The sequence below is a fragment of the Microbacterium sp. Root61 genome (assembly GCF_001427525.1).
In the GTDB taxonomy this organism is placed as follows: domain Bacteria; phylum Actinomycetota; class Actinomycetes; order Actinomycetales; family Microbacteriaceae; genus Microbacterium.
Window position 1 is genome coordinate 3,433,381 of the sequence record NZ_LMGU01000001.1, and the last position, 22,278, is coordinate 3,455,658.

Consider the following 22,278-nt stretch of genomic DNA (forward strand, 5'->3'; position numbering starts at 1 on the left):
GGTGACGCAGCGTGAACGTTCGGGGAACGACTCCCGAAACGGCCGGGTGCGTGATCGACGGCTGGCCACACTCGGAAGTGGCCGCACTCCGAGGTGCGGCTGCGCCTTGTGCGCATCGTGAGCCGGTCTCCCGACGCCGGCCCTCCCGAGAGGTATTCTCCGCGTGCCCCGAATCGCCCGTCCCGCACTGATCACGGCTGGAGCCCTCGCCGTGGCCATCGGATTGAGCACCATGGGTGGAGGTGTCGCCGTCGCCGCTGGTGGCGGCCTCGCCCCTCCCGCCATCGACCCGGCCACCGTCCACCGCCCCACCGCGGTCCCGGATCGCGTGATCCTCACACCCACCGTGTCGCCGGCGATCAGCCAGTCGGTGACGTGGCGCACCTCCGACGCCGTCACCGCACCGCAGGCGCAGTGGGCCCCCTCCGGCCCGAGCGTGATCAGCGGAGCGCAGACGGTGGCGGCGGCATCCGACGTCGCCTTCGATGTCAGCCTCGGCTACCGCGTCGCGCACCACACGGCGACCATCGAAGGCCTGCAGCCGGGTACGACCTACGTCTACCGGGTCGGTGACGGTGAGACCTGGAGCGAGTGGCTCGAGTTCACCACCGCGGAGGAGTCGTCCGGTGGGTTCAGCTTCCTCGTGCAGGGCGACGCGCAGAACGACAACAAGGCGTACACGTCGCGATCGTTCCGTGCCGCGTTCGAGTCCCGACCCTACGCGCGCCTGGTCGTGCACGCGGGAGACCTCATCGACACCGCCACGAGCGACGCCGAATGGGGCGAGTGGCACGAAGCCGCCGCATTCTCCAACCAGTACCTCAACGTCGTCGCCTCCACGGGTAACCACGAGTACTACCCGGGCCCGGACCTCTCGCAGCACTGGCAGGCCCAGTTCGAGTACCCGCTGAACGGTCCGGCCGGTCAGGCGACGCTCAACGAGACGGTCTACTACGTCGACTACCAGGGTGTGCGGTTCATCAGCCTCGACAGCAGTCAGGCGATGGGCGCGGCCTCTCGCGCGGCGCAGACCGAGTGGCTGGACGCGGTGCTCGAGGAGAACCCGAACCAGTGGAGCGTCGTCTCGTTCCACCACCCGATCTTCTCCGTCACCAGCGGCCGCGACAACGCCGCGCTGCGCGACGCCTGGCTCCCGATCTTCGAGGAGCACGACGTCGACCTGGTCGTCCAGGGCCACGACCACGCCTACGGTCGCGGCAACCTGAAGGCCAACGAGCAGAACCTCCCCGAAGGCGCCGACCCGGCCACCAGCCACACCGGCCCGGCGTACCTCGTGAGCGTCGCCGGCCCGAAGATGTACGTGCCGGATCCCGCCGGGGCGAACAACTGGACCGACAACGACGCGAACCTGCGGGTCGTCGGCCGCGACATCCAGCTCTTCCAGACGGTCGATGTGACCGAGGACGGCCGTATGCACGTGGAGGCGCGCACCGTGGACGGGGCGAAGTACGACGCGTTCACCATCACGAAGGATGACGCGGGCAACAAGCTCGTGACGGATGACGTGCTGTGGGCCGGTGGCCCCGGTTCCAGCCGCGACGGCGTCGCGCCGCCGACCAAGCCGGGTACGGGCCCGGGTGAGCCGGGCACCGGTGAGCCGGGAACGGGGGAGCCGGGCACCGGTGAGCCGGGCGAGGACAAGCCCTCGCTCTCACTGGGTGACAGCACCGTGAGTGCCGGCGGGTCGCTGACGCTCACGGGCGCCGGATTCCTCCCGGACGAGCGCGTGTCGATCGTGCTGCATTCCACGCCCGTGACGCTGGCTCTGGTCACCGCATCCGACACGGGCGCGATCGCGGCCACCGTCACCATCCCGCACGATGTCGAGCCCGGCGAGCACACGCTCGTCGTGACCGGCCTCGAGTCCGAGCTCAGCGCGAGTGCGGGCCTCATCATCACCCGGGCGCCGAGCAGCGGAACGCTGCCGGCCACCGGATCCGACCTGCCGATCGGCCTCATGGCCATCGGTGCGACTCTCGCGGCGGGCGGCGGCATCCTGCTCACCCGCACGTTCCTGCGCAATCGAAAGGCATCCTGACATGTCGCGTCATCGCACACCCCGACGCCTGGTGGCGGCGGGTGTCGCCCTCGGCGTCCTGGTCTCCGGGGGAGTGGTCGCCACGGCGGCTCCCGCACAGGCCGCATCCGTCCCGGCCGCGGAGCGCTATGCGCCCACGCGGCTGCCCGACCGCATCACGCTCACTCCCGGCACCGACCCGACCACGCAGCAGGTCGTGTCGTGGCGCAGCTCGACGGTCGTCACCGAGGCAGTCGTCGAGTACCGCACCCTGACCGCCGAGCCCTACCCGGGCGGAGTGCTGCGCACGATCGCGCAGGAGCGTGCCGAACAGACGACCGACCTGGGGTACACGCAGGCGGTGCACACGGCGACCCTCACGGGCCTCCAGCCCGATGTCGCCTACATGTACCGGGTCGGCGACGGCACCAACTTCAGCGAGTGGCAGGACTTCGAGACCGCGGCCGCGGGCAACGACCGCTTCTCGTTCGTCTACCTCGGCGACATCCAGAACGGCATTCTCAGCGACGCCTCGCGCGTCATCCGCAATGCCTTCCGGGATCGGCCGAACGCCGACCTCGTGCTGCAGATCGGCGATCTCGTCAACGACGCGAACTCCGACCAGCAGTGGGGCGAGCTGTACGACGCGTTCTCCTACACGCTGGGCACGCAGAACATCCTGACGACCCCGGGCAACCACGAGTACGAGGGAGTCCTGTCCGACCAGTGGCAGGGGCAGTTCCGCTACCCCGACTCCGGTCCGCAGGGCGAGGGCGGCGTGTACGACGAGCTCGACGGCACGGTCTACTACACCGACCACCAGGGCGTGCGCTTCATCTCGCTCAACAGCAACGTCGTGGACACCGAGGGCCTGCGCGTGCAGGCCGAGTGGCTCGACGGCGTACTCACCGACAACCCGCAGGAGTGGACGGTGGTGTACTTCCACCACCCCGTCTTCTCGCTCGACGAGGGCCGCAACAACCTCGGCATCCGTCAGTCGTGGGGACCCATCCTCGAGGAGCACAACGTCGACCTCGTCCTGACCGGGCACGACCACGCCTACGGTCGCGGCAACCTGTCCTCGAACGAGGAGAACCTGCCCGCGGGCGCCGACCCCGAGCTCAGCCACACGGGTCCGGTGTACGTCACCTCCAGCGTGGGCTCGAAGTTCTACGACGCCGGTCCGCGCCACTGGAACGAGAACGGCGCGCACCTGCGCCGGCTCGTGACGGGCATGCAGACCTATCAGGTCGTCGACGTCGCCTCCGGCACGCTGCGCTTCGAGTCGCGGACCGCGGATGGCGCGTTCCTCGACGGGTTCACGATCACCAAGAGCGGCGGGCAGAAGCTCGTCGTCGACGGTGTCGAGCCGCAGGAGATCGACCCGGGCACGCCGTCGCCCTGCCTCGGCTGCACGCCGAACCCGGACCCCGATCCGATCGATCCCGGCGAAGAGGTGCCCGACCCCGCGTACACGTATGAGCCGACGAAGGACCTCGCCTCGGTGAACCGCAGCAACGCGTCACTCCCGGCCGGCGTGGCCTACCACGAGGCGCGCGACGTGCTCTATCTGGGTGACCAGAACAGCCGCACGATCTTCGAGATGGACCCCGACAACGACACGGTGCTGCGGAGCATGACCCTGCCGGAGAACATCCGCGACCTGGGCATCGATGAAGAGCGCGAGTTGCTCTACGTCGGCCAGCAGAACCGCAACTGGGTCGTGGTCTCCATCGCGGACGACACGTTCGGGCAGGTCGTGCGCGGCTCGTACCCGATCATCGAGTCCAACCGGTCACTGGATGTCGACCCCGTGAACGACTACGTCTACGTCGCCGTCCCGGCACGTGGCGTCGAGGTGTTCCGCGCGTCGACCGGCGAGTCGCTCGGTGTCATCAACGGCACCGCCGACGCGTACTACGTCGCGGCCGACCCGGCCACGGGGATGATCGTCACCACCAAGTTCTTCACGGTGGAGGGTGCCATCGGCATCCAGGCGTTCGATCCGAAGGCCGGCTTCGCCAAGGTCTGGGAGCGCGCGGTCCGTCCGGGCGCTCGCCAGCTCGACATCGACAGCGAGCGCGGGCTGGTCTACATCGGCTATACCGGCACATCGGCCACGAGCGGTGGGTTCTCGATCCATGACCTCGCCACAGGCAAGATGTACAACGACATGGTGGGGCCGCAGTTCGGCAAGGACGGCTACGGCATCGCGGTCGACGAGGAGGCGCAGCGCGTCTTCGTCGCCAACCGCGACTTCCGGCTGAACCCTCCGGGGCAGGAGCTGACGGCGGCCGCGGTCACCATCAGCACCAGGCTCGGAGACGGCGAGGAGCCGGGTGAGGGTCCGGGTGAGCCGGGCGAGGGTCCGGGTGAGCCGGGCGAAGTGCCGCACGACTACGTCGCGTCGCCTCTCACCGCGATCCCGTCGGCCGAGACGGCGCTCGAGCCGGAGATCCGGCCCGTCGGCACCGCCGTCGATCCGGCGAACGGCCACCTGTTCGTCGGAGACGAGATGCGGCCTGCGCGCATCCACGAGGTGGACCCGGCGACCGACAAGGTCGTCAAGGTCCTCTCGGTGCCGACCGCCGATCCGGTTCAGGACGGGATCCGCGACATCGCCTACGACGCGGCGAACGACCACCTCTATGTGGGCTACGGCAACAACTGGCTGGTGATGGATGCCGGGACCGGTGCACTCGTGCGCGGGCCCTACGCCTTCAGCGGCGGCGTCCGCGGGCTCGACATCGACGCGGAGGGCGGTCGGGTGTTCGGGGCCGTCCGCGGCGGCGGGTTCGACGTGGCCGATGCCACGACGGGCGAGCTGGTGCAGACGGTGGCCGGTCCGGCGGACTCGACGCCCTGGCGCACGCACGGTGTCGCGTACGACTCGGCGAACGATCTCGTCTACATCAGCAACAGCGATGCGGCCGGATCGACCGAGGGCGTGCGCGTCTACCAGGGCAGCGACTACGCCCTCGTGAAGCGGCTGGAGCTCGCGAACGCGGACTTCCGCTCCATCGCGGTGGACGGCGAGGCCGGGGTGGTCGTGGTCGGGCACCAGACGTCGGACTTCGACAAGTCGGGAGTCTCCCTGTTCGCGGCATCCGATCTCACCCTGATCGAGCGTCTCGAGGAGTACCGCTACGGCGACAAGGTCTACGGCGTCTCGCTCGACCCGCAGCGGCACCTGCTGTACGTCTCGGCCCGCGATCGGTACCCGACGGCACTGATCAAAGTCCAGCTCCCCACCGAGTGACGCGCGCACCCCACCCGCAGGGCCTTCGGGCTCCGCGGGTGGGGTTTGCCGCGAAAACCCGCGGGTAGACTGGACGCATGCCCGCACCCAAGCTCGCCACTTTTCCGGCGATCCGCGGCGCGCTGAAGTTCTACCAGATCTGCTCGGTCATCACCGGCGTCGGGCTTCTGCTGCTGTGCGCCGAGATGATCCTCAAGTACACGCCGCTCCGGCTCGAGCTCTTCCTGGGCGGCTCCGGCGGCTTCCTCTGGTTCGCTCCGGTCGTCGAGGGCGCCGACGGCCTTGTCTCCACCGGGGACGGCGTCAACCTGTCGCTGGCGATCCTGGTCATCCACGGCTGGTTCTACGTCGTGTACCTGTTCGCGTGCTTCCGCATCTGGAGCATGATGCGCTGGCCGTTCTGGCGGTTCCTGATGCTCGCGGCCGGTGGCATCGTCCCGCTCCTCTCCTTCTTCATGGAGGCGGTGGTCGCGCGTGATGTGAAGCGCTACCTCGCCGACCGCGAGGCATCCGAACTGGCTGCCATCGCTGATACTTCCACCCCGACCGACGCGATCCCGACGGAGACCTCCCGGTGACAGATACGCCCGAAACAGCGCAGCGCCCCGTCCTCGTCGTCGACTTCGGCGCCCAGTACGCACAGCTGATCGCCCGCCGCGTCCGCGAAGCGGGCGTGTACAGCGAGATCGTGCCGCACACGGCCACCGCCGCCGAGATCGCGGCGAAGAACCCGGTCGGCATCATCCTCTCCGGTGGTCCGTCCTCGGTGTACGAGCCGGGCGCGCCCGCGCTCGACCCCGGTGTGCTCGGTCTCGGCGTCCCGACCCTGGGCATCTGCTACGGCTTCCAGGTCATGGCGCAGCAGCTTGGCGGCGAGGTCGCCAACACCGGCCTGCGCGAGTACGGCGCGACGGATGCCGCGCTCACCGGCGACGGCGGCGTGCTGCTGGGCGGCCAGCCCGACGAGCAGAACGTGTGGATGAGCCACGGCGACCAGGTCGCCAAGGCGCCTGAGGGCTTCACCGTCCTCGCCTCCACGAGCGCCACCCCCGTCGCCGCGTTCGGCAACGACGAGCGCCGCTTCTACGGGGTGCAGTGGCACCCCGAGGTCAAGCACTCCGACCACGGCCAGCGCGTCATCGAGAACTTCCTGCACAAGGCCGCGGGCCTGCCCGCCGACTGGAACTCGGGCAACGTCATCGCCGAGCAGGTCGCGAAGATCCGGGCCCAGGTCGGCACCGGTCGCGTCATCTGCGGTCTGTCCGGCGGCGTGGACTCCGCGGTCGCCGCGGCGATCGTGCACAAGGCGGTCGGCGACCAGCTGGTCTGCATCTTCGTCGACCACGGACTGCTGCGCAAGAACGAGCGCGAGCAGGTCGAGCAGGACTACGTCGCCTCGACCGGTGTGCGCCTGGTCACGGTCGACGCCCGCGAGCAGTTCCTCACGGCCTTGGCCGGTGTCAGCGACCCCGAGCAGAAGCGCAAGATCATCGGGCGCGAATTCATCCGCTCGTTCGAGGCGGCCGAGAAGGCGCTCGTGGCCGAGGCTGCGGCCGACGGTGAGCCGATCCGCTTCCTCGTGCAGGGCACGCTGTACCCCGACGTCGTCGAGTCCGGTGGCGGCACCGGCACCGCGAACATCAAGTCGCACCACAACGTCGGCGGCCTCCCCGAAGACCTGCAGTTCGACCTCGTCGAGCCACTGCGCACCCTGTTCAAGGATGAGGTCCGCGCGATCGGTCGCGAGCTCGGTCTGCCCGAAGTCATCGTCGGCCGGCAGCCGTTTCCGGGGCCCGGCCTCGGCATCCGGATCGTCGGTGAGATCACCGCTGACCGTCTCGAGATTCTGCGTGACGCCGACGCGATCGCCCGCGAAGAGCTGACCAAGGCCGGCCTCGACAACGAGATCTGGCAGTGCCCGGTCGTGCTGCTGGCCGATGTCCGCTCGGTCGGCGTGCAGGGCGACGGCCGCACCTACGGTCACCCGATCGTGCTCCGCCCTGTTTCGAGCGAAGACGCGATGACCGCGGACTGGACCCGTCTGCCTTACGACGTGCTGGCCCGCATCTCCAACCGCATCACCAACGAGGTCCGCGATGTGAACCGCGTCGTGCTGGATGTCACGTCCAAGCCGCCGGGGACCATCGAGTGGGAGTGAGTTGAGGAAGGCCTCGGACGATTGTCCGAGGCCTTCGTCGTTCACCGGTCTGTCGTTCCATGGCCGAGCGCGGTCGGGCAGGATGGAAGCGTGACAGCGCGATACGTCAAACCGACCGGGATGGATGCCGTGTTCAACGGCGCCGTCGGATGGTTCACGAAGCTCGGCCTCCCGCTCGCGGGCAGCCGGGTGCTGTCGGTGCAGGGACGAACGAGCGGTGAATGGCGCTCCACGCCGGTCAATCCGATCCGGATCGGCGGCGAGCGGTACCTCGTCTCGCCGCGCGGGCACACGCAATGGGTGCGCAACATCCGGGTGTCCGGCGCTGGAAGGCTCGCCAGCGGGCGGCGGGTCGAGGAGTTCCGCGTCGAAGAGGTCGCCGACGGCCAAAAGCCCCCGATCCTGCGCGCCTACCTGAAGGCCTGGGCGTGGGAGGTCGGCCGGTTCTTCGAGAACGTCGACAAGGACTCGCCCGACGAGCGGCTGCGCGAGATCGCCCCGGACTTCCCGGTGTTCCGGATCATCACGACATGACCGCGTTCCCCGACGCCGAGTACGTCATCCTCTCCAGCCGCCTCATCCCGGATCTGGACGGCGGCTATACCTTCGCCACGCTCGCACGCGCGCGACAGATGGCCGCGGCCGGCGTCGCGGACGGGCGCGGCCCCCTGCTGCTCACCGTCGATCCCGGCTCGGCCGCCGACCACGCGCAGCACCGCGCCGTCTTCGCCGAGCGCGAGCTCGTCGTGGACCCGACCCGCATGCGCAACCTGTTCGACGAGGCGGCCGACCCGCATGGCGGGGCGGCCGCCTGGCTGCGTGCTGCGGCGAGCCCGGGCGAACCGGATCCGGCGCTGCAGTACCGGGAGATCGCGGATGCCGCGGGGCGGCCGTTCGTTTCGCTGCCGGTGATCGCGAACGACCCCGACTGGCACATCAGCATGGCGCCCGTGGTCGTGCACGCGGCAGACGGCTCGAGCATCGGCATCCTGGACGGCTTCGGCGCGCTCTACCGCGCCTGGCTGGACCACGTCGTCGCGGGTCTGCGCAACGGGCAGCCCACCCGGCAGGTCGTGGTGCTGTGCGAGTCACGCCAGCTCGGAGAGCTGTTCGTCGGCTGGGACGACGCGCATGCGCGGCTCGTGCACGCCATCCACACGATCCACCTCGAGGCGCCGTACACGCCGGATGCCCCGGTCAACGCGCTGTGGGACCGCTGGTTCTCCGTCGCAGACCGGTTCGACGCCGTGCTGTGGCCGACCGCCGCGCAGCGCGACGACGTGCGGCAGCGCTTCGGCGGCTCGGACGTGCACGTCGTGGTGCCGCAGGCGGTCACCGCCCCGGCATCCGTCGTGCCGGCGCGCCGTCGCGCGAGGGGCCGCGTCGTGATGCTCAACCGGCTCGCCCCCGGCAAGCGCATCGACCAGGCGATCCGCGCCTTCGCCGGCGTAGTCGAGGCCGTGCCCGAGGCCACCCTCGACATCTACGGCGAGGGAGCCCTGCGCCCCGCGCTGCAGGAGCTCATCGACGACAGCGGACTCGCCGAGCACGTGACGCTGCCCGGAGCGACGCATCAGCCCGGCGCGGTGCTGGATGAGGCATCCGTCTTCCTGTCCACCTCCGCGTACGAGGGACAGGGGCTGTCCATCGCCGAAGCGCTCGCGCACGGCTGCCCGGTGGTGTCTTACGACGTGCGATACGGTCCCCGAGAAGCCCTGGCCGGCGGCGGGGGAGTGCTCGTGCCCGACGGAGACGAGGCGGCCCTGACCGCGGCGCTCGTCCGCGTGCTGAGCGACCCGGAGGAGCACGAGCGACTCGCGGTCGCGGCATCCGCGTCGGCGCAGCGACTCGATCCCGTGCGGGTGATGGATGCCTTGGCCGCCGCGGTGAGCGACGCGCTCGCCCGGCCCACCCGGCGCTGAATCCGGGCTACAGCGCGCCGGTGGCCGCGGTCTCGCGGACCGTCGTGGTGCCGTCGAACACGAGCAGCCGGTCGGCGAGCTTGTCGACGAAGAACCGGTCGTGGCTGACCACGACGACCGCGCCGGGGAAGTGCGTGAGCGCGCGCTCCATGACCTGGGTGCTGGTGATGTCGAGGTGGTTGGTCGGCTCATCGAGGATGATCACGCCGGCGCCCGACAGCAGGCACTGGGCGATGGCGACGCGGGCGCGCTGACCTCCGGAGAGGGTGCCGATGCGCTGGCGGAGGTCGTCCTCGCTGAACTGCAGCATCGCGAGGAATCGGCCCACGCTCTTCTTCGTGGCGGTGAACGCGAGCGAGTCGGGGTAGGCGTTGACGGCGTGGCCGACGGTGTCGTTCAGGTCCAGCTCGGCGTAGACCTGGTTGTACGAGATGAACCGCACGCCCTTCGCCCAGCGCACGATCCCGGCATCCGCGTCGGTGTCACCGGTGAGGATGTCCAGCAGCGTGGACTTGCCCGAGCCGTTGGAGCCGAGCACGGCGACCCGGTCGCCGCGGTGCAGGCTGAAGGTCAGGTTCTCGAACAGTGGTGCGCCGCCGAACCCCTTGCCCAGACCCTCGACGGTGAGGAGGTCGTTGCTCACGCGAAGCCCTTCGTAGATGCCGGTGATGATCTGGTCGATCGGGCGCGGCGCCTGCTTCTTCTTGATGTCGGCGAGGCGGCGGGCGACGGCGTTCGACGGGTTGCGCGCGGCCTCGCGGCGGGCGGTGCTCGCGGCCTGCTCGTAGGCGAGCAGCTCCTCTTCGTGCGCGAACTGACGCTCGAGCATCTTCAGGCGCGACTGCTTGGCCTGCACGTAGTCGGAGTAGTTGCCCTCGTAGTCCTGCAGGCGGTAGTTCTCGATCTCGACGATGCGGCTGACGACGCCGTCGAGGAACTGCCGGTCGTGCGAGACGACGAGCACGGCGCCGGTGAAGTTCTGCAGCCAGCCCTCGATCCACTTGACGCCGTCGAGGTCGAGGAAGTTGGTCGGCTCGTCCAGCAGCAGGACGTCGGGCTGCTGGATCAGGAGCTGCGCGAGCGCTGCACGGTTGCGCCAGCCGCCGGACAGCCGCCCGACCGGGAGAGCGCGTCGGTCGTCGTCGAAGCCGAGGCGGGTGAGGACGGTGTCGATGGTGTTCTCGTACGTCCACGCGCCGAGCCGGTCCATCCGCTCGAGCAGGTCGCCCTGTTCGGCGAGCAGGCGCGTCATCGCCTTGTCGTCCATCGGCTCGGCGAACAGGAGGCCGATCTCGTCGAGGCGGGCCTGGGTCTGGTGCACGTCGGCGAAGTGCGCGGCGAGGATCTCGGAGATGCTCTGCTCGCCGTCGAGCTCGGAGAACTGCGAGAAGTAGCCGATCGTCGTGCCGAGGGTGACCTCGACGGTGCCGGATGTCGGCTCCTGCCGCTGCAGGATCAGCTCGAGCAGCGTGGACTTGCCTGTGCCGTTCTTGCCGATGAGACCGATGCGGTCGCCCTGGCGGAGCTTGAGGAAGGCCTCGCGCACCACGGGGCGTCCCTCGAACTCCATCGTGACGTCGTTCACGCGGATCAAGCTCACGGAGTTCTCCAGTTCGGGTGAGGGGCGCGCATCGCGCCGGCTCTCGCCCACCTGAGCCGATCGACGGGCGGGCCGCGCGGCCGCTTCCAGCCTAACCGGGCGTGCATGTGAAGCCGCCCGCCTGGCGGGTCACGCGCCGCGCGGGCGCTCAGCCCTGCTCAGGGCGGATCCGCCGAAGGCAGATCCGCGCGCCGACCGGCGGGCGCCACGGCACGCTGAAGACATGACACAAGAAGCCCAGGCGCCGATGTTCGGCGCCACCGCGCGCAAGGAACTCTTCCACCAGCGGGTGCTCGTGCTCGACGGGCCGCTCAATGATGACAACGGCACGCTGCTCGCAACGCAGCTGCTCGCACTGGCGGCAGAGGACGAGGCATCCGACATCGCGCTATGGATCCATTCGCCGGGTGGTTCCGTGCCGGCGATGCTCGCGATCCGCGACGTGATGCGCCTGATCCCCAACGACGTCTCGACCCTCGTTCTGGGCATCGCCTACAGCGCCGGGCAGTTCCTGCTGTCGGCGGGCACGAAGGGCAAACGGCGCGCACTGCCGCACGCGCGCGTGCTGATGCACCAGGGGTCGGCGGGCATCGGCGGCTCGGCCGTCGAGATCGAGGCGCAGGCCGACGATCTGCGCCATCTGCGCGACACCGTCATGGGGTTGATCGCGGATGACACCGGGCAGCCTGTCGATCGCGTCTTCGAGGATTCACTGCACGACCGCTGGTACACCGCTCGTGAAGCGATCGACTACGGCTTCATCGACGGAGTCGTGGCGCACTTCGACGAGGTCCGTCCGCCGCGTCGTGCGCGATTCGGATTGGGCGTCGGGGAGGTGGCGGCATGAGCTCGTACACGATTCCCAATGTCATCGCGCAGCATCCGCGGGGCGAGCGGGTCATGGACGTCTACTCGCAGCTGCTGTCAGAGCGCGTCGTCTACCTCGGCACGGGCATCGATGCGGGGGTCGCGAATGCGCTCATCGCCCAGCTGCTGCATCTGGAATCCGACAACCCCGATCGTGATGTGCAGCTGTACATCAACTGCGACGGCGGCGATCCGAGTGCCGCGCTCGCGATCTACGACACGATGCGTTTCATCAGGCCGCGGGTCGCGACGACGTGTGTCGGGCAGGCGATCGGGGTCGGCGCCGTGTTGCTGACAGCCGGGGCAGACGGTGCCCGCGCTGCGTTGCCTCATGCCCGGATCGTGCTGCATCAGCCCGCGGCGCAGACTCGCGGCGCGATTCCCGACCTGATCCTTGCCGCCGACGAGGTGGTGCGCGTGCGGTCTGACATCGAAGAGATCCTCACGCGGCATACGGGTCAGGATGCTGCACGCCTCCGCGCCGACACCGATCGTGACCGGGTCTTCACCGCGACGGCCGCCCGCGAGTACGGCCTCATCGACTCGGTCCTGGATGTGCGTGAAGCCGCGCGCGGGTGAGTCGGGCCGAGGGCGGGGGAGACGCGCTGAGCGCGGTCAGGCGGCGAGGGCCAGGCTTGCGCGGTTCGTCGCGGTACGCGCGGGGATCGCGGCGGCGGAGCGCAGCTCTTCGGCGACACCGGACGCGAGCTCGATGAGCGTCGCCTCAAGTGCGCCGGCGACAGCGGCGATCATTTCACTCGACGGCTCTTTCAGTCCTCGTTCGATTTCCGACAAGTACTGAGGCGAGACGCCGGCGCGCTCGGCCGTCTCGGTGAGGGTCTCGCCGCGATCGTGGCGGCGGCGGCGGAGCTGATCCCCCAGCAGGTCTCTCCACAGTGGCTCGGGACCGCGCGAAGAGGGTCGCACCCGGGTCCGGTCGGAGCGAGCGGGAAGCGGGATGATCTCGGCCATGCTTCACGATAAGGCCGTGATGTCGCGGCATCCCAGTACTTCCGCTCACGGCAGAACGGCCCCGTCGCGACCGGTCAGGCTGAGCCGCGCCCGTTCACTCCCGCCCGGGCCACTCCTTGCCGGCCCAAGGATCGTAGTCGGCGACCAGGTCGCCCTGTTCCGGGCGCTGCGCCTCCGGGACGTGCTGCAGATTCACGCGTACGCGGTACCAGAGCGAGCTCGACCCGCGCATCCCGTCGACGAGCACATCGGCGGGATGCAGCAGCTCCACGACCTCCGGATGCTGCGCCTTCCACATCTCGAGCGCCTCGACGGCCTCCGGCTTGGTCTTGGTGCGGGCCACCTCGATGAGCGGCATCGTCGAGGCCCGTCGCCCGGACCCGTCACCCGCGCGCGGTGGCATCCCGGAGGGCCCGAGCTGTTCCGCCAGGGCGAGCAGCCCATCGAGCGAGCCGACGGCGTCGTCGATCCCGGCGTGCGGATCGCCGCGGTCGGCGAACCGCGCGGGCACCGTCAGGACAGTGAACTCCTCCGGTCGACGCACCCGAACTTCGTCCCACTCCAGCGGGGTCGAGACGCGGGCATCGGCGAGCGGCCGGATCGAATACGCGGATGCCACGGTGCGGTCCTTCGCGTTCTGGTTGAAGTCGACGAACACGCTCTCGCCGCGCTCTTCCTTCCACCACCGCGCCGTCGCGAGTCCGGGGGCGCGGTTCTCGACCTCGCGCGCCAGGGCCTCGGCCGCCAGCCGCACCTGGTGAAAGTCCCACTCCGGCGCGATCCGCACCAGGATGTGCAGCCCCCGCGACCCGCTGGTTTTGGGCCAGCCGACCAGGCCGTGGTCATCCAGCACCTCGCGGGCGACCATCGCGACGTCGACGATCTGCGACCATTCCACGCCCGGCATCGGATCGAGATCGACGCGCAGCTCGTCGGGATGGTCGAGGTCTTCGGCCCGCACCGGGTGCGGGTTGAGGTCGAGGCATCCGAGGTTGACGACCCAGGCGAGCCCCGCAGCATTCCGGATCACCGCTTCTTCGGCAGAGGTTCCGCGGGCGTAATGCAGGGTAGCGGTGTCGATGTAGTCGGGGTGGTTCTCGGGCACGCGCTTCTGGAAGAAGGCCTCCTGGTCGATGCCCTTCACGAACCGCTTGAGCACCATCGGGCGTCCCGCGGCCCCGCGCAGCGCGCCCGCGGCCACCGCGAGGTAGTACTGCACGACGTCCAGCTTCGTGAGCCCCGGCTCCGGGAACACGATCTTGTCCGGGCTCGAGACCCGCACCTCGACGCCGTCGACCTCGATGGTGGTGTCCTTGCGCGCGGCCATGGACCCACGCTAGCGACGAGCGGATGCCGCGGCCAGGGTCGCGGCATCCGTCGACGACGAAGGGCCGCCTCGAAAACGAGACGGCCCTTCGAAAACCAGACTGCTAGTTACTGCGCGCGATCGCGAGGATGCGCAGGATCTCGACGTACAGCCAGATCACCGTGACCATGATGCCGAAGGCGCCGAGCCACGCGAACTGACGCGGTGCGCCGTTGCGCACGCCCTGCTGCACGTTGTCGAAGTCGAGCACGAGGGAGTACGCGGCCATGATGACCACGAGCACACCGATGATGAGTCCCAGCGGGATGCCGAAGATCTTCTGGCTGTGCAGACCGAAGGCCAGGTCGGCCGGGATCACGTTGGTCCACATGAGGATCAGGTTGAGCAGCGAGAAGACCAGGTAGCCGATCATCGCGATCATGAAGATCTTGGTCGCCTTCTTCGACGCGCGCACCTTGCCGCTGGCGAACAGGGCGAGGGTGACGCCGACGACGGCGAGGGTCGCGAGGGTCGCCTGCATGACGATGCCGGGGTAGATGAACTCGAAGAAGGCGGAGATTCCGCCGACGAACAGACCCTGGAACGCGGCGTACGCGAAGATCGGCGCGGCGCGGACCTTCTTGCGCGAGGTGAAGATGACGACCATCGCAAGGACGAAGCCGCCCAGTCCGCCGATGAGCCACGGGGCAATCGACGGGTTCAGGTTGGTCGGGGTCACCGGCGCCAGCGTCCAGATCCAGCCGACGACCGCGGTCACCAGCATGATCGCGAACAGTCCGACGGTCTTCCAGACGGTGTCCTCGACCGTCATGCGGCCGGTTTCGATCGCACCGGCGGGAGGAGCGGCGAACGCGCCCTCGAGCTGTGCGTTGGCGGCGGCGTCCACGCCCTGCTGCTGTGCGGCGGCGACCTGCGTCTGCGTGCCGAATGCGGGGGGCGGCGTGTTCGTCGGATAGGCCTGACCGGCCTTCGGGTCCTGGAACGCCGGGTTGTTGAATGCGGGGTTGTTGAGGGCCACTGCTCTCACACTCCAATAGGGTCGACAGCCTGGTGCTGTATATCAACGATAGCCGACCAGACCCGCGCGATTGCAGGCGGCGCCTGGGAGAGGTCTTAGAGCCTCACTGTCGGTCGCGGGTAGCCTGAGACGATGCCTCGCCCGCACCCCCTCGTCATCGGACACCGCGGTGCGCCCGGCTACCGTCCGGAGCACTCCCGGTCGTCGTACGACCTCGCGCTGGAGATGGGCGCCGATGCGGTCGAGCCCGACATCGTCGTCTCCCGTGACGGCGTGCTCGTCGTGCGACACGAGAACGAGATCTCCGGCACCACCGATGTCGCCGATCGCCCCGAATTCGCGGACCGTCGCGCGACCAAGACGGTCGACGGCACGCAGATCACCGGATGGTTCACCGAGGACTTCACGTGGCCGGAGCTGTCGACGCTCCGGTGCCGCGAACGGGTGCCCGCGCTGCGTGCTTCCAGTGCGACCTTCGACGACGAGCAGCCCGTCCTGCGGCTGCGCGATGTGCTGGACCTGGTCCGCGCCGCCTCGCTGGAGCGGGGGCGCGAGCTCGGCGTGGTGCTCGAGATCAAGCACGCGACGTACTTCCAGACCCTGGGGTGGGATGTCGCGGCACTGGTGGACACCGAGCTTCGCGCTGCAGGATGGGCGAACGGCGAGCTGCCGCTCACGATCGAGGCGTTCGAGTCGACGGTGCTGCGACAGCTGAAGGAACGCGGCATCCGCGGTTCGTACATCTATCTGCTGGAGGCGGCGGGGCGCCCGTTCGACCTCGCCTCGGCTCACGGCAAGGCGGCGCTCACGTACCGGCAGACGGCGGCGCCCGCCGGGCTCGACGCGCTCACCGGAGTCGTGGACGGCATCAGCGTCGACAAACGGATGATCCTCGCGCCCGACAAGCTGGGGCGCCTCACCGGGCCGTCGACAGTGGTCGATGACGCCCACGAGCGCGGGCTGCGGGTGTTCACCTGGACGTGCCGGCCCGAGAACAAGTTCCTCATCGGGCAGTTCCGCGGCAAAGGCGGACCGGCCGCATTCGGCGACTACGAGTCCGAGTGGACGGTGATCCGGGATGCCGGGGTCGACGGTGTGTTCGTCGACCACCCCGACCTCGGGGTCGCGTTCTTCCGGGGCTGACAGCCGCGGACTTCACCTCAAAGAGGCTGCAAGAACCCCTCTTGTGTCACCCCGCGCCCAGGAGGACACTGAACACCGCGTTGTCTGCAGCTCCGGGTTTCACAGACTGCGTGGGTCGGTCGGATCGACCGCGCTCAGGAAAGCGGTGCCCTTACGGCCGCTGCGTGAGGGGCGTGACGTGGATGCAACTGACCTCGCTCGACTTCAGTTCGCGTCGACGAGCATCTACCACTTCCTCTTCGTGCCCGTCACGATCGGCCTGGCCCTGCTCATCGCGATCGTCCATACCCAGTGGTACCGCTCGAAAGAGATCAGGTACGAGCGGCTCACACGATTCTTCGGCACGCTGCTCCTGATCAATGTCGCGGTCGGTGTCGTCACCGGGTTGGTGCAGGAGTTCCAGTTCGGGATGAACTGGTCCGCCTACTCCGTCTTCGTCGGCGACGTCTTCGGCGCGCCGCTGGCTATGGAGGGCCTCGCCGCGTTCTTCCTCGAGTCCACCTTCCTCGGCCTCTGGGTGTTCGGGTGGAAGGTGCTGCCCCGAGGCATCCATCTCCTGTCGGCATGGCTCGTGGCGGCAGGGGCCATGCTGTCGGCCGCGTTCATCATGGCCGCGAACTCGTGGATGCAGCATCCGGTCGGCTACACGACGGATGCCGTGACGGGGCGCGCGGTGCTGACCTCGATCGGCGACTTGTTCACGAATCCGGTGTTCGTCTGGGGGTACATCCATGTGATCCTCGCCTCCCTGGTGACCGGTGCCGTCGTGATGCTCGCCGTATCGGCGTGGCAGCTCCGGAGGGGAAAGGGTGCGTTCAAGACCTCGGCCGTGCTGTCGCTCGTCGTCCTGCTCCCGGCCTCGGCGCTGGCGCTCGGCGTCGGGAGCCACCTCGGCGTCCTTGAGACGACCTACCAGCCCATGAAGATCGCCGCCGCTGAAGGCCAGTGGGAGACGTGTCAGCCCTGCTCGTTCTCGCTCATCCAGATCGGCGGTTTCACGAGTTCGGACGAGGAGCCGGTGAAGATCCTGCAGGTCCCGCATCTGCTGTCACTGCTGGCGACCGGCACGTGGGACGGCGAGGTGGTCGGCCTCAACGAGCTGCAGGCGCAAGACGAGGCGCAATTCGGAGAGGGGGACTACGTGCCCGATGTCGCCATCCAGTACTGGTCGATGCGGGTGATGGCCTATCTCGGCACCCTCTTCTTCCTCTTCTCGGCATGGGGCGTGTGGCTGGCCGTACGACGAAAGCTGCCGTCGGCCCGCACCTTCCTCTTCGTCGCGACGTGGGCCGTTCCCCTGCTGTTCGTGATGAACACTGCGGGGTGGATGCTCACCGAGAGCGGGCGGCAGCCGTGGATCGTGCAAGGGCTCATGAAGACCGCAGACGGTGTCTCGGCGACTGTCTCGTCCACCGAGATCCTGCTGAGTATCAGCGCGTTCACCGCGATCTACCTGCTACTGATCGTCCTCGACGCGACCCTCATCATGCGATTCGCGCGGCGCGATCTGGACGCCCCCGAGCCGGCGAGCCAAGACCGCGGCGCCCCAGCGCTGACCTACTGAAGACCAGCTGAGGAGGAACCATGGATCTGGCCACCGTCTGGTTCGTCATCGTCGCGGTGTTCTGGACGGGCTTCTTCGTGCTCGAGGGATTCGACTTCGGAGTGGGCGCGCTCCATGCGCTGATCGGGAGATCCGAGACGGAGCGCAGACACGCGATCGGCACGATCGCACCGTTCTGGGACGGGAACGAGGTGTGGCTGGTGGTCGGCACGGCGGCGATCTTCGCTGCATTCCCCGCCTGGTTTGCGACCTGGTTCTCGGCGCTCTACCTCGGGATCGTGCTGCTGCTGCTCGCGCTCATGCTGCGCGGGGTGGCGCTGGAGTGGCGAGGCAAAGGCGAAGGACACTCTTGGCGCGGTGCGTGGACCGCTGCGCTCGCGACCGGGAGCATTCTCGCGCCCCTGGTGCTGGGGGTCGCCCTCGGCGACCTCCTCGCCGGGCTGCCCATCGACGAGCATGGCGCGTTCACCGGTCGCGTGTGGAGCCTGTTCACCGGGTTCGGAGTATGGACCGGACTCACCCTGGTCGCGCTGTGCTTGATGCACGGCGCGACGTTCCTCGCGGTGCGAACGACCGGTGATCTCCGCGCCCGCTCGCAGCAATGGGGACGGACACTCGGCATCGTCGCGCTCGTGATGGTCGCGGTTTTCGCGGTGTGGACCGTTCTGATCGCTCAGCCCGGTTGGCTGTCCTATCTGCTGCTCGCCGTCGCGCTGCTCGCGGTCGCGGCGTCGCTGTACGCGGCGCGGCGAGGCAGCGAGAAGGGCGCATTCGTCGCGACCGCGGTCGCCATCGCGGCGACGGTGGGTTCGTTGTTCGCGAGTCTCTTCCCCGATGTGCTGGTCTCGAGCACGAGCAGCGCGAACAGCCTGACCGTTGCGGGTAGCGCGTCGAGCGTATACGCGCTCACCGTGATGTCCGTTGTCGCGGCCGTCTTCTTCCCCGTGGTGCTGCTCTATCAGGGGTACACGTATGTCGTCCTTCGCAGACGCGTCGGCGGCGCGTCCGCCTCGGCGCCCTCAGACCATGGGCCGAAGTCGATGGACGAGCCCAATCTCGATCGAACATGGAGGCCCCAATGACCGCATCGACCGCATCCGCAACGCCGCAGGACACCGACAAGTGGTCCGCCGCGGCCGACGTCCTTGTGGTGTTCGGCATCACGGGCGACCTTGCCAGGGTGATGACGTTCCGCTCGCTGTACCGGTTGGAGTCGCGTGGACTCCTGGAATGCCCCATTGTCGGCGTCGCCGTCGATGACTGGACTCTTGAGCGACTCGTGCAGCGAGCGAGGGACTCGATCGTCGCCACGGGCGAACCCCTGGACGAGGAGGTCTTCGGACGCTTCGTCGGGCGCCTCGCGTATGTGCAGGGGGATTTCGGTGACGCGGCGACGTACCAGCGCGTGGGCGAGGCGATCAGCGGGGCGCAGCATCCCGTGTTCTATCTCGAGATTCCGCCGTTCCTCTTCGGAAGGGTCGCCCAGGGGCTGTCGGAGGCCGGGCTCACCGCCGCGGGCCGCGTCGTCGTCGAGAAGCCGTTCGGGCACGATCTCGCGTCTGCGAAGGCGCTCGCCGCGGAACTGCACGAGTATCTCGATGAAGCGCAGCTGTACCGCATCGATCACTACCTCGGAAAGATGGGCTACGAGGAGATCCTCTATCTCCGTTTCGCGAACACGGTCCTGGAGCCGCTGTGGAACCGCACTTACGTGGAGTGCGTGGAGATCACGATGGCGGAGGACTTCGGCGTCGAGGATCGCGGTCACTTCTACGACCCCGTCGGCGCCCTGCGGGACGTGGTGGTGAATCACCTCATGCAGATTGTGGCGGCGGCGGCGATGGAGCCGCCGTCGGCGCACGGGCAGGAGGCGCTTCGCGACGCGGCGGTCACATTGTTCCGAGCGGTGAAGACGGCCGACCCCGCCCACTACGTTCGAGGTCAGTACGACGGCTACCAGGACATCCCGGGTGTCGCCGCGGGTTCGACCACGGAGACGTACGCGGCGCTCAGGCTGGAGATCGACAACTGGCGCTGGCAGGGCGTGCCGTTCTACATCAGGACGGGCAAGCGGCTTCCGGCCACTCAGACCGAACTGCGCGTCGTGTTTCGGGAACCGCCGCCCGTCCACCTCGGGCTGGGCAGCGGCGAGGATCGGCGACCCGTGCGCGACGAGTTCGTGGTCAAGCTCGACCCGTCCACGGGAGCACGGCTCGTCGTCGACGCCCACCGCGCTGACGGCAAGGGCCCGCGGGCCGTCACCCTCGACGCGGAGTTCGCCGATGAGGGCGGTGAGGGTGCCACCCCGTATGAAGTGCTCCTGCACGCCGCGATCGTCGGCGATTCGGGTCGCTTCAAGCGCCAGGACGTGGTGGAGGAGAACTGGCGCATCGTGCAGCCGCTGATCGATGACCCTCCGCCCGTGCACCCGTATGCGCAGGGCACGTGGGGTCCGGCGATCGCGGCGACCCTTGTCGCCGGCCACGGCGGCTGGCAGGGTCCGTGGATCGTCGAGCCCCCGACGGAGGTCGTGCCGTGAGTCTGCAGAGGTCCCCCTTCCCACCGATCGCCGACTATGCGTTCCTGTCCAACTGTCATACCGGCGCCCTGGTCGCGCCCGATGGCTCGGTCGACTGGCTCTGCGTGCCCGCGTTCGACTCGCCCAGCACGTTCGGCAATCTGCTGGACCGAGGGGCGGGATCGTTCCGGTTCGGTCCGTACGGCATCAACGTCCCCACCCAGCGGTCCTACGTTCCGGGTACCAACGTCCTCACCACCACGTGGCACACCCCGGGGGGCTGGCTGCTGGTGCACGATGCCCTCACGATGGGACCGCGCACGGGACCCGACCGCGTCACGCCGCACACGAGGCCGCCCGCCGACGACGACGCCGACCATGTCCTTGTGCGACTCGTGGAGTGCCTCGAAGGCACGGTCGAGGTCGAACTGGTGTGCGAGCCGGCGTTCGACTACGGAAGAGAGCCGGCCAAGTGGTCGTTGGTCGATGAGGACTGGCACGCGGCCGACGCCACAGGTGCAGGCCAGACCGTCCGGCTGAGCACCAGCATGTCGATCGGGGTCGAGGGCAGCTCGGCGCGAGCGCGTCACACACTGTCAGCGGGGGAGAAGGCGTTCTGCGCACTCTCCTGGGCGGAGGGCCTCGTCTCCCCTGCGGATGTCGATGACGCGTCCGAGCGGATCGCGCGGACGGTCCGGTTCTGGCGCAGATGGCTCGCGCGCGCACGCATCCCCGATCATTCGCTGCGGCATCCGCTCGAGCGCTCCGCACTCACGATCAAAGGTCTGACCTACATGCCGACCGGCGCCACGGTCGCTGCGTTGACCACCTCGCTTCCTGAGACACCCGGCGGCGAACGCAACTGGGACTACCGCTACACGTGGATGCGCGACACCACGTTCACCCTGCAGGCGCTGCATTTCCTCAACCTGGACTGGGAGGCGGACGAGTTCATGCAGTTCGTCGCCGACCTCGAGCCCAATGAGGACGGCGGACTGCAGATCATGTACGGAATCGACGGACGCCGCGACCTGACCGAATCGACCCGCGATGAGCTCTCCGGCTACGAAGGCGCCCAGCCCGTCCGCATCGGAAACGGAGCGTTCGACCAGCGGCAGAACGATGTGTACGGCGCGGTGCTCGACTCGCTCCTGCTGCACACGCGCCGCAACCAGCACCTCCCTCGACGGCTGTGGCCGCTCGTCAAGTCCCAGGCCGAGAACGCGCTGGCGTCCTGGCGCGAACCGGACCAGGGCATCTGGGAGGCCCGTGGCGCACCGCAGCACTACGTGTCGTCCAAGCTCATGGGCTGGGTGGCACTGGATCGCGCTGCGAAGATCGCCGGGATCCGTGGAGACGAGGTGCTGGAGAAGACCTGGGCGGACGCTGCGGACGAGATTCGTGCGGACATCCTCGCCCACGGCGTCAGCGATCGCGGTGTGCTGCGTCAGCACTACGACACGGACGCGCTGGATGCCTCGACCCTCCTCGCCGCGATCTTCGGGTTCCTGCCCGGCAGCGACGAACGGATGAAGAACACGGTCGAAGCGATCTCGGCCGAGCTCACCGAGCACGGCTTCGTGCTGCGGTACGTGACGGGAGAGACGGATGACGGGCTCTCGGGCAAGGAGGGCACGTTCCTGATCTGCTCCTTCTGGCTGGTCTCTGCGCTCTCGATCGTCGGGGAGCGCAAGCGGGCCACCGATCTGCTCGAGCGATTGCTGCGGATCGCCTCGCCGCTCGGCCTCTACGCCGAGGAGTTCGAGGTCGACCGCTCGCGTCACCTCGGGAACTTCCCGCAGGCCTTTTCCCACCTCGCGCTCATCGAGGCCTCGGCCCGGATCATCCTGGCCGACCGACTCGAAGAGCTGTCGCTGTAGCGGCGCCTGCCG

General features: G+C 68.7%; 17 protein-coding genes. 13 read left to right on the forward strand and 4 right to left on the reverse strand.

The genetic code is table 11. The features are described 5' to 3' along the window. Positions 1–163 precede the first annotated feature (163 nt). The 6 genes from ASD65_RS15995 (at position 164) to ASD65_RS16020 (ending at position 9,377) form a co-directional block, all read left to right on the forward strand. Positions 164–2,059 (forward strand): fibronectin type III domain-containing protein, encoded by a 1,896-nt coding sequence (locus ASD65_RS15995; RefSeq protein ID WP_156378902.1) that lies wholly within the window; start codon positions 164–166, stop codon positions 2,057–2,059. Between the two features lies 1 nt (position 2,060). Further along, complete coding sequence (locus ASD65_RS16000) at positions 2,061–5,297, forward strand: metallophosphoesterase (protein WP_056224184.1); 3,237 nt, start codon at positions 2,061–2,063, stop codon at positions 5,295–5,297. A 77-nt stretch (positions 5,298–5,374) separates the two neighbouring features. Further along, positions 5,375–5,875, forward strand: coding sequence for a DUF3817 domain-containing protein (locus ASD65_RS16005; protein ID WP_056224186.1), 501 nt, complete (start codon positions 5,375–5,377; stop codon positions 5,873–5,875). Beyond that, the gene (gene guaA, locus ASD65_RS16010) at positions 5,872–7,455 is read left to right on the forward strand and encodes a glutamine-hydrolyzing GMP synthase (protein ID WP_056224187.1); all 1,584 of its coding nucleotides are present in this window, start codon (positions 5,872–5,874) and stop codon (positions 7,453–7,455) included. Before ASD65_RS16005 ends, guaA begins: the two co-directional genes overlap by 4 nt. Positions 7,456–7,545: 90 nt before the next feature. Further along, positions 7,546–7,989: a nitroreductase/quinone reductase family protein gene (locus tag ASD65_RS16015; protein ID WP_200948683.1), complete on the forward strand. Its 444-nt coding sequence runs from the start codon at positions 7,546–7,548 to the stop codon at positions 7,987–7,989. After that, entirely contained in the window at positions 7,986–9,377 is a 1,392-nt protein-coding gene (locus ASD65_RS16020; protein WP_056224192.1) for a glycosyltransferase, read from the forward strand. The genes ASD65_RS16015 and ASD65_RS16020 overlap by 4 nt, the downstream gene beginning before the upstream one ends. Positions 9,378–9,384: 7 nt before the next feature. Here ASD65_RS16020 and ASD65_RS16025 read toward each other — a convergent pair whose 3' ends face one another. Next, on the reverse strand, positions 9,385–10,977 hold the full coding sequence (locus tag ASD65_RS16025) for an ABC-F family ATP-binding cassette domain-containing protein (RefSeq protein WP_056225095.1): 1,593 nt from the start codon (positions 10,975–10,977) through the stop codon (positions 9,385–9,387). 223 nt (positions 10,978–11,200) lie between these two features. Here ASD65_RS16025 and ASD65_RS16030 point away from each other — a divergent pair, with 223 nt between their 5' ends. Together ASD65_RS16030 and ASD65_RS16035 are read left to right on the forward strand one after the other, a co-directional pair. Next, complete coding sequence (locus tag ASD65_RS16030) at positions 11,201–11,824, forward strand: ClpP family protease (protein ID WP_056224194.1); 624 nt, start codon at positions 11,201–11,203, stop codon at positions 11,822–11,824. Then, a complete protein-coding gene (locus ASD65_RS16035; protein ID WP_056224196.1) occupies positions 11,821–12,423 on the forward strand; it encodes a ClpP family protease in 603 nt (200 codons plus the stop codon). Before ASD65_RS16030 ends, ASD65_RS16035 begins: the two co-directional genes overlap by 4 nt. 36 nt (positions 12,424–12,459) lie before the next feature. Here the strand turns inward: ASD65_RS16035 and ASD65_RS16040 are convergent, their stop codons facing one another. From ASD65_RS16040 to ASD65_RS16050, 3 genes are all read right to left on the reverse strand, one after another. Further along, positions 12,460–12,816: a helix-turn-helix domain-containing protein gene (locus tag ASD65_RS16040; RefSeq protein ID WP_056224198.1), complete on the reverse strand. Its 357-nt coding sequence runs from the start codon at positions 12,814–12,816 to the stop codon at positions 12,460–12,462. A gap of 94 nt (positions 12,817–12,910) precedes the next feature. Next, entirely contained in the window at positions 12,911–14,143 is a 1,233-nt protein-coding gene (gene ligD, locus ASD65_RS16045) for a non-homologous end-joining DNA ligase (RefSeq protein WP_056224199.1), read from the reverse strand. A 103-nt stretch (positions 14,144–14,246) separates the two neighbouring features. Beyond that, positions 14,247–15,161, reverse strand: coding sequence for a Bax inhibitor-1/YccA family protein (locus ASD65_RS16050; protein WP_056224201.1), 915 nt, complete (start codon positions 15,159–15,161; stop codon positions 14,247–14,249). 132 nt (positions 15,162–15,293) lie between these two features. On the opposite strand from ASD65_RS16050, the gene ASD65_RS16055 reads away from it, so the two are divergent. From ASD65_RS16055 to ASD65_RS16075, 5 genes are all read left to right on the forward strand, one after another. Beyond that, entirely contained in the window at positions 15,294–16,304 is a 1,011-nt protein-coding gene (locus ASD65_RS16055) for a glycerophosphodiester phosphodiesterase family protein (protein WP_056224203.1), read from the forward strand. Between the two features lie 178 nt (positions 16,305–16,482). Next, positions 16,483–17,868: a cytochrome ubiquinol oxidase subunit I gene (locus ASD65_RS16060; protein WP_056224205.1), complete on the forward strand. Its 1,386-nt coding sequence runs from the start codon at positions 16,483–16,485 to the stop codon at positions 17,866–17,868. Between the two features lie 20 nt (positions 17,869–17,888). Beyond that, positions 17,889–18,950 (forward strand): cytochrome d ubiquinol oxidase subunit II, encoded by a 1,062-nt coding sequence (cydB, locus tag ASD65_RS16065; RefSeq protein ID WP_056224208.1) that lies wholly within the window; start codon positions 17,889–17,891, stop codon positions 18,948–18,950. Next, positions 18,947–20,407: a glucose-6-phosphate dehydrogenase gene (zwf, locus tag ASD65_RS16070; protein WP_056224210.1), complete on the forward strand. Its 1,461-nt coding sequence runs from the start codon at positions 18,947–18,949 to the stop codon at positions 20,405–20,407. The genes cydB and zwf overlap by 4 nt, the downstream gene beginning before the upstream one ends. Continuing rightward, entirely contained in the window at positions 20,404–22,266 is a 1,863-nt protein-coding gene (locus ASD65_RS16075; protein WP_082561831.1) for a glycoside hydrolase family 15 protein, read from the forward strand. The genes zwf and ASD65_RS16075 overlap by 4 nt, the downstream gene beginning before the upstream one ends. Positions 22,267–22,278 lie beyond the last annotated feature (12 nt).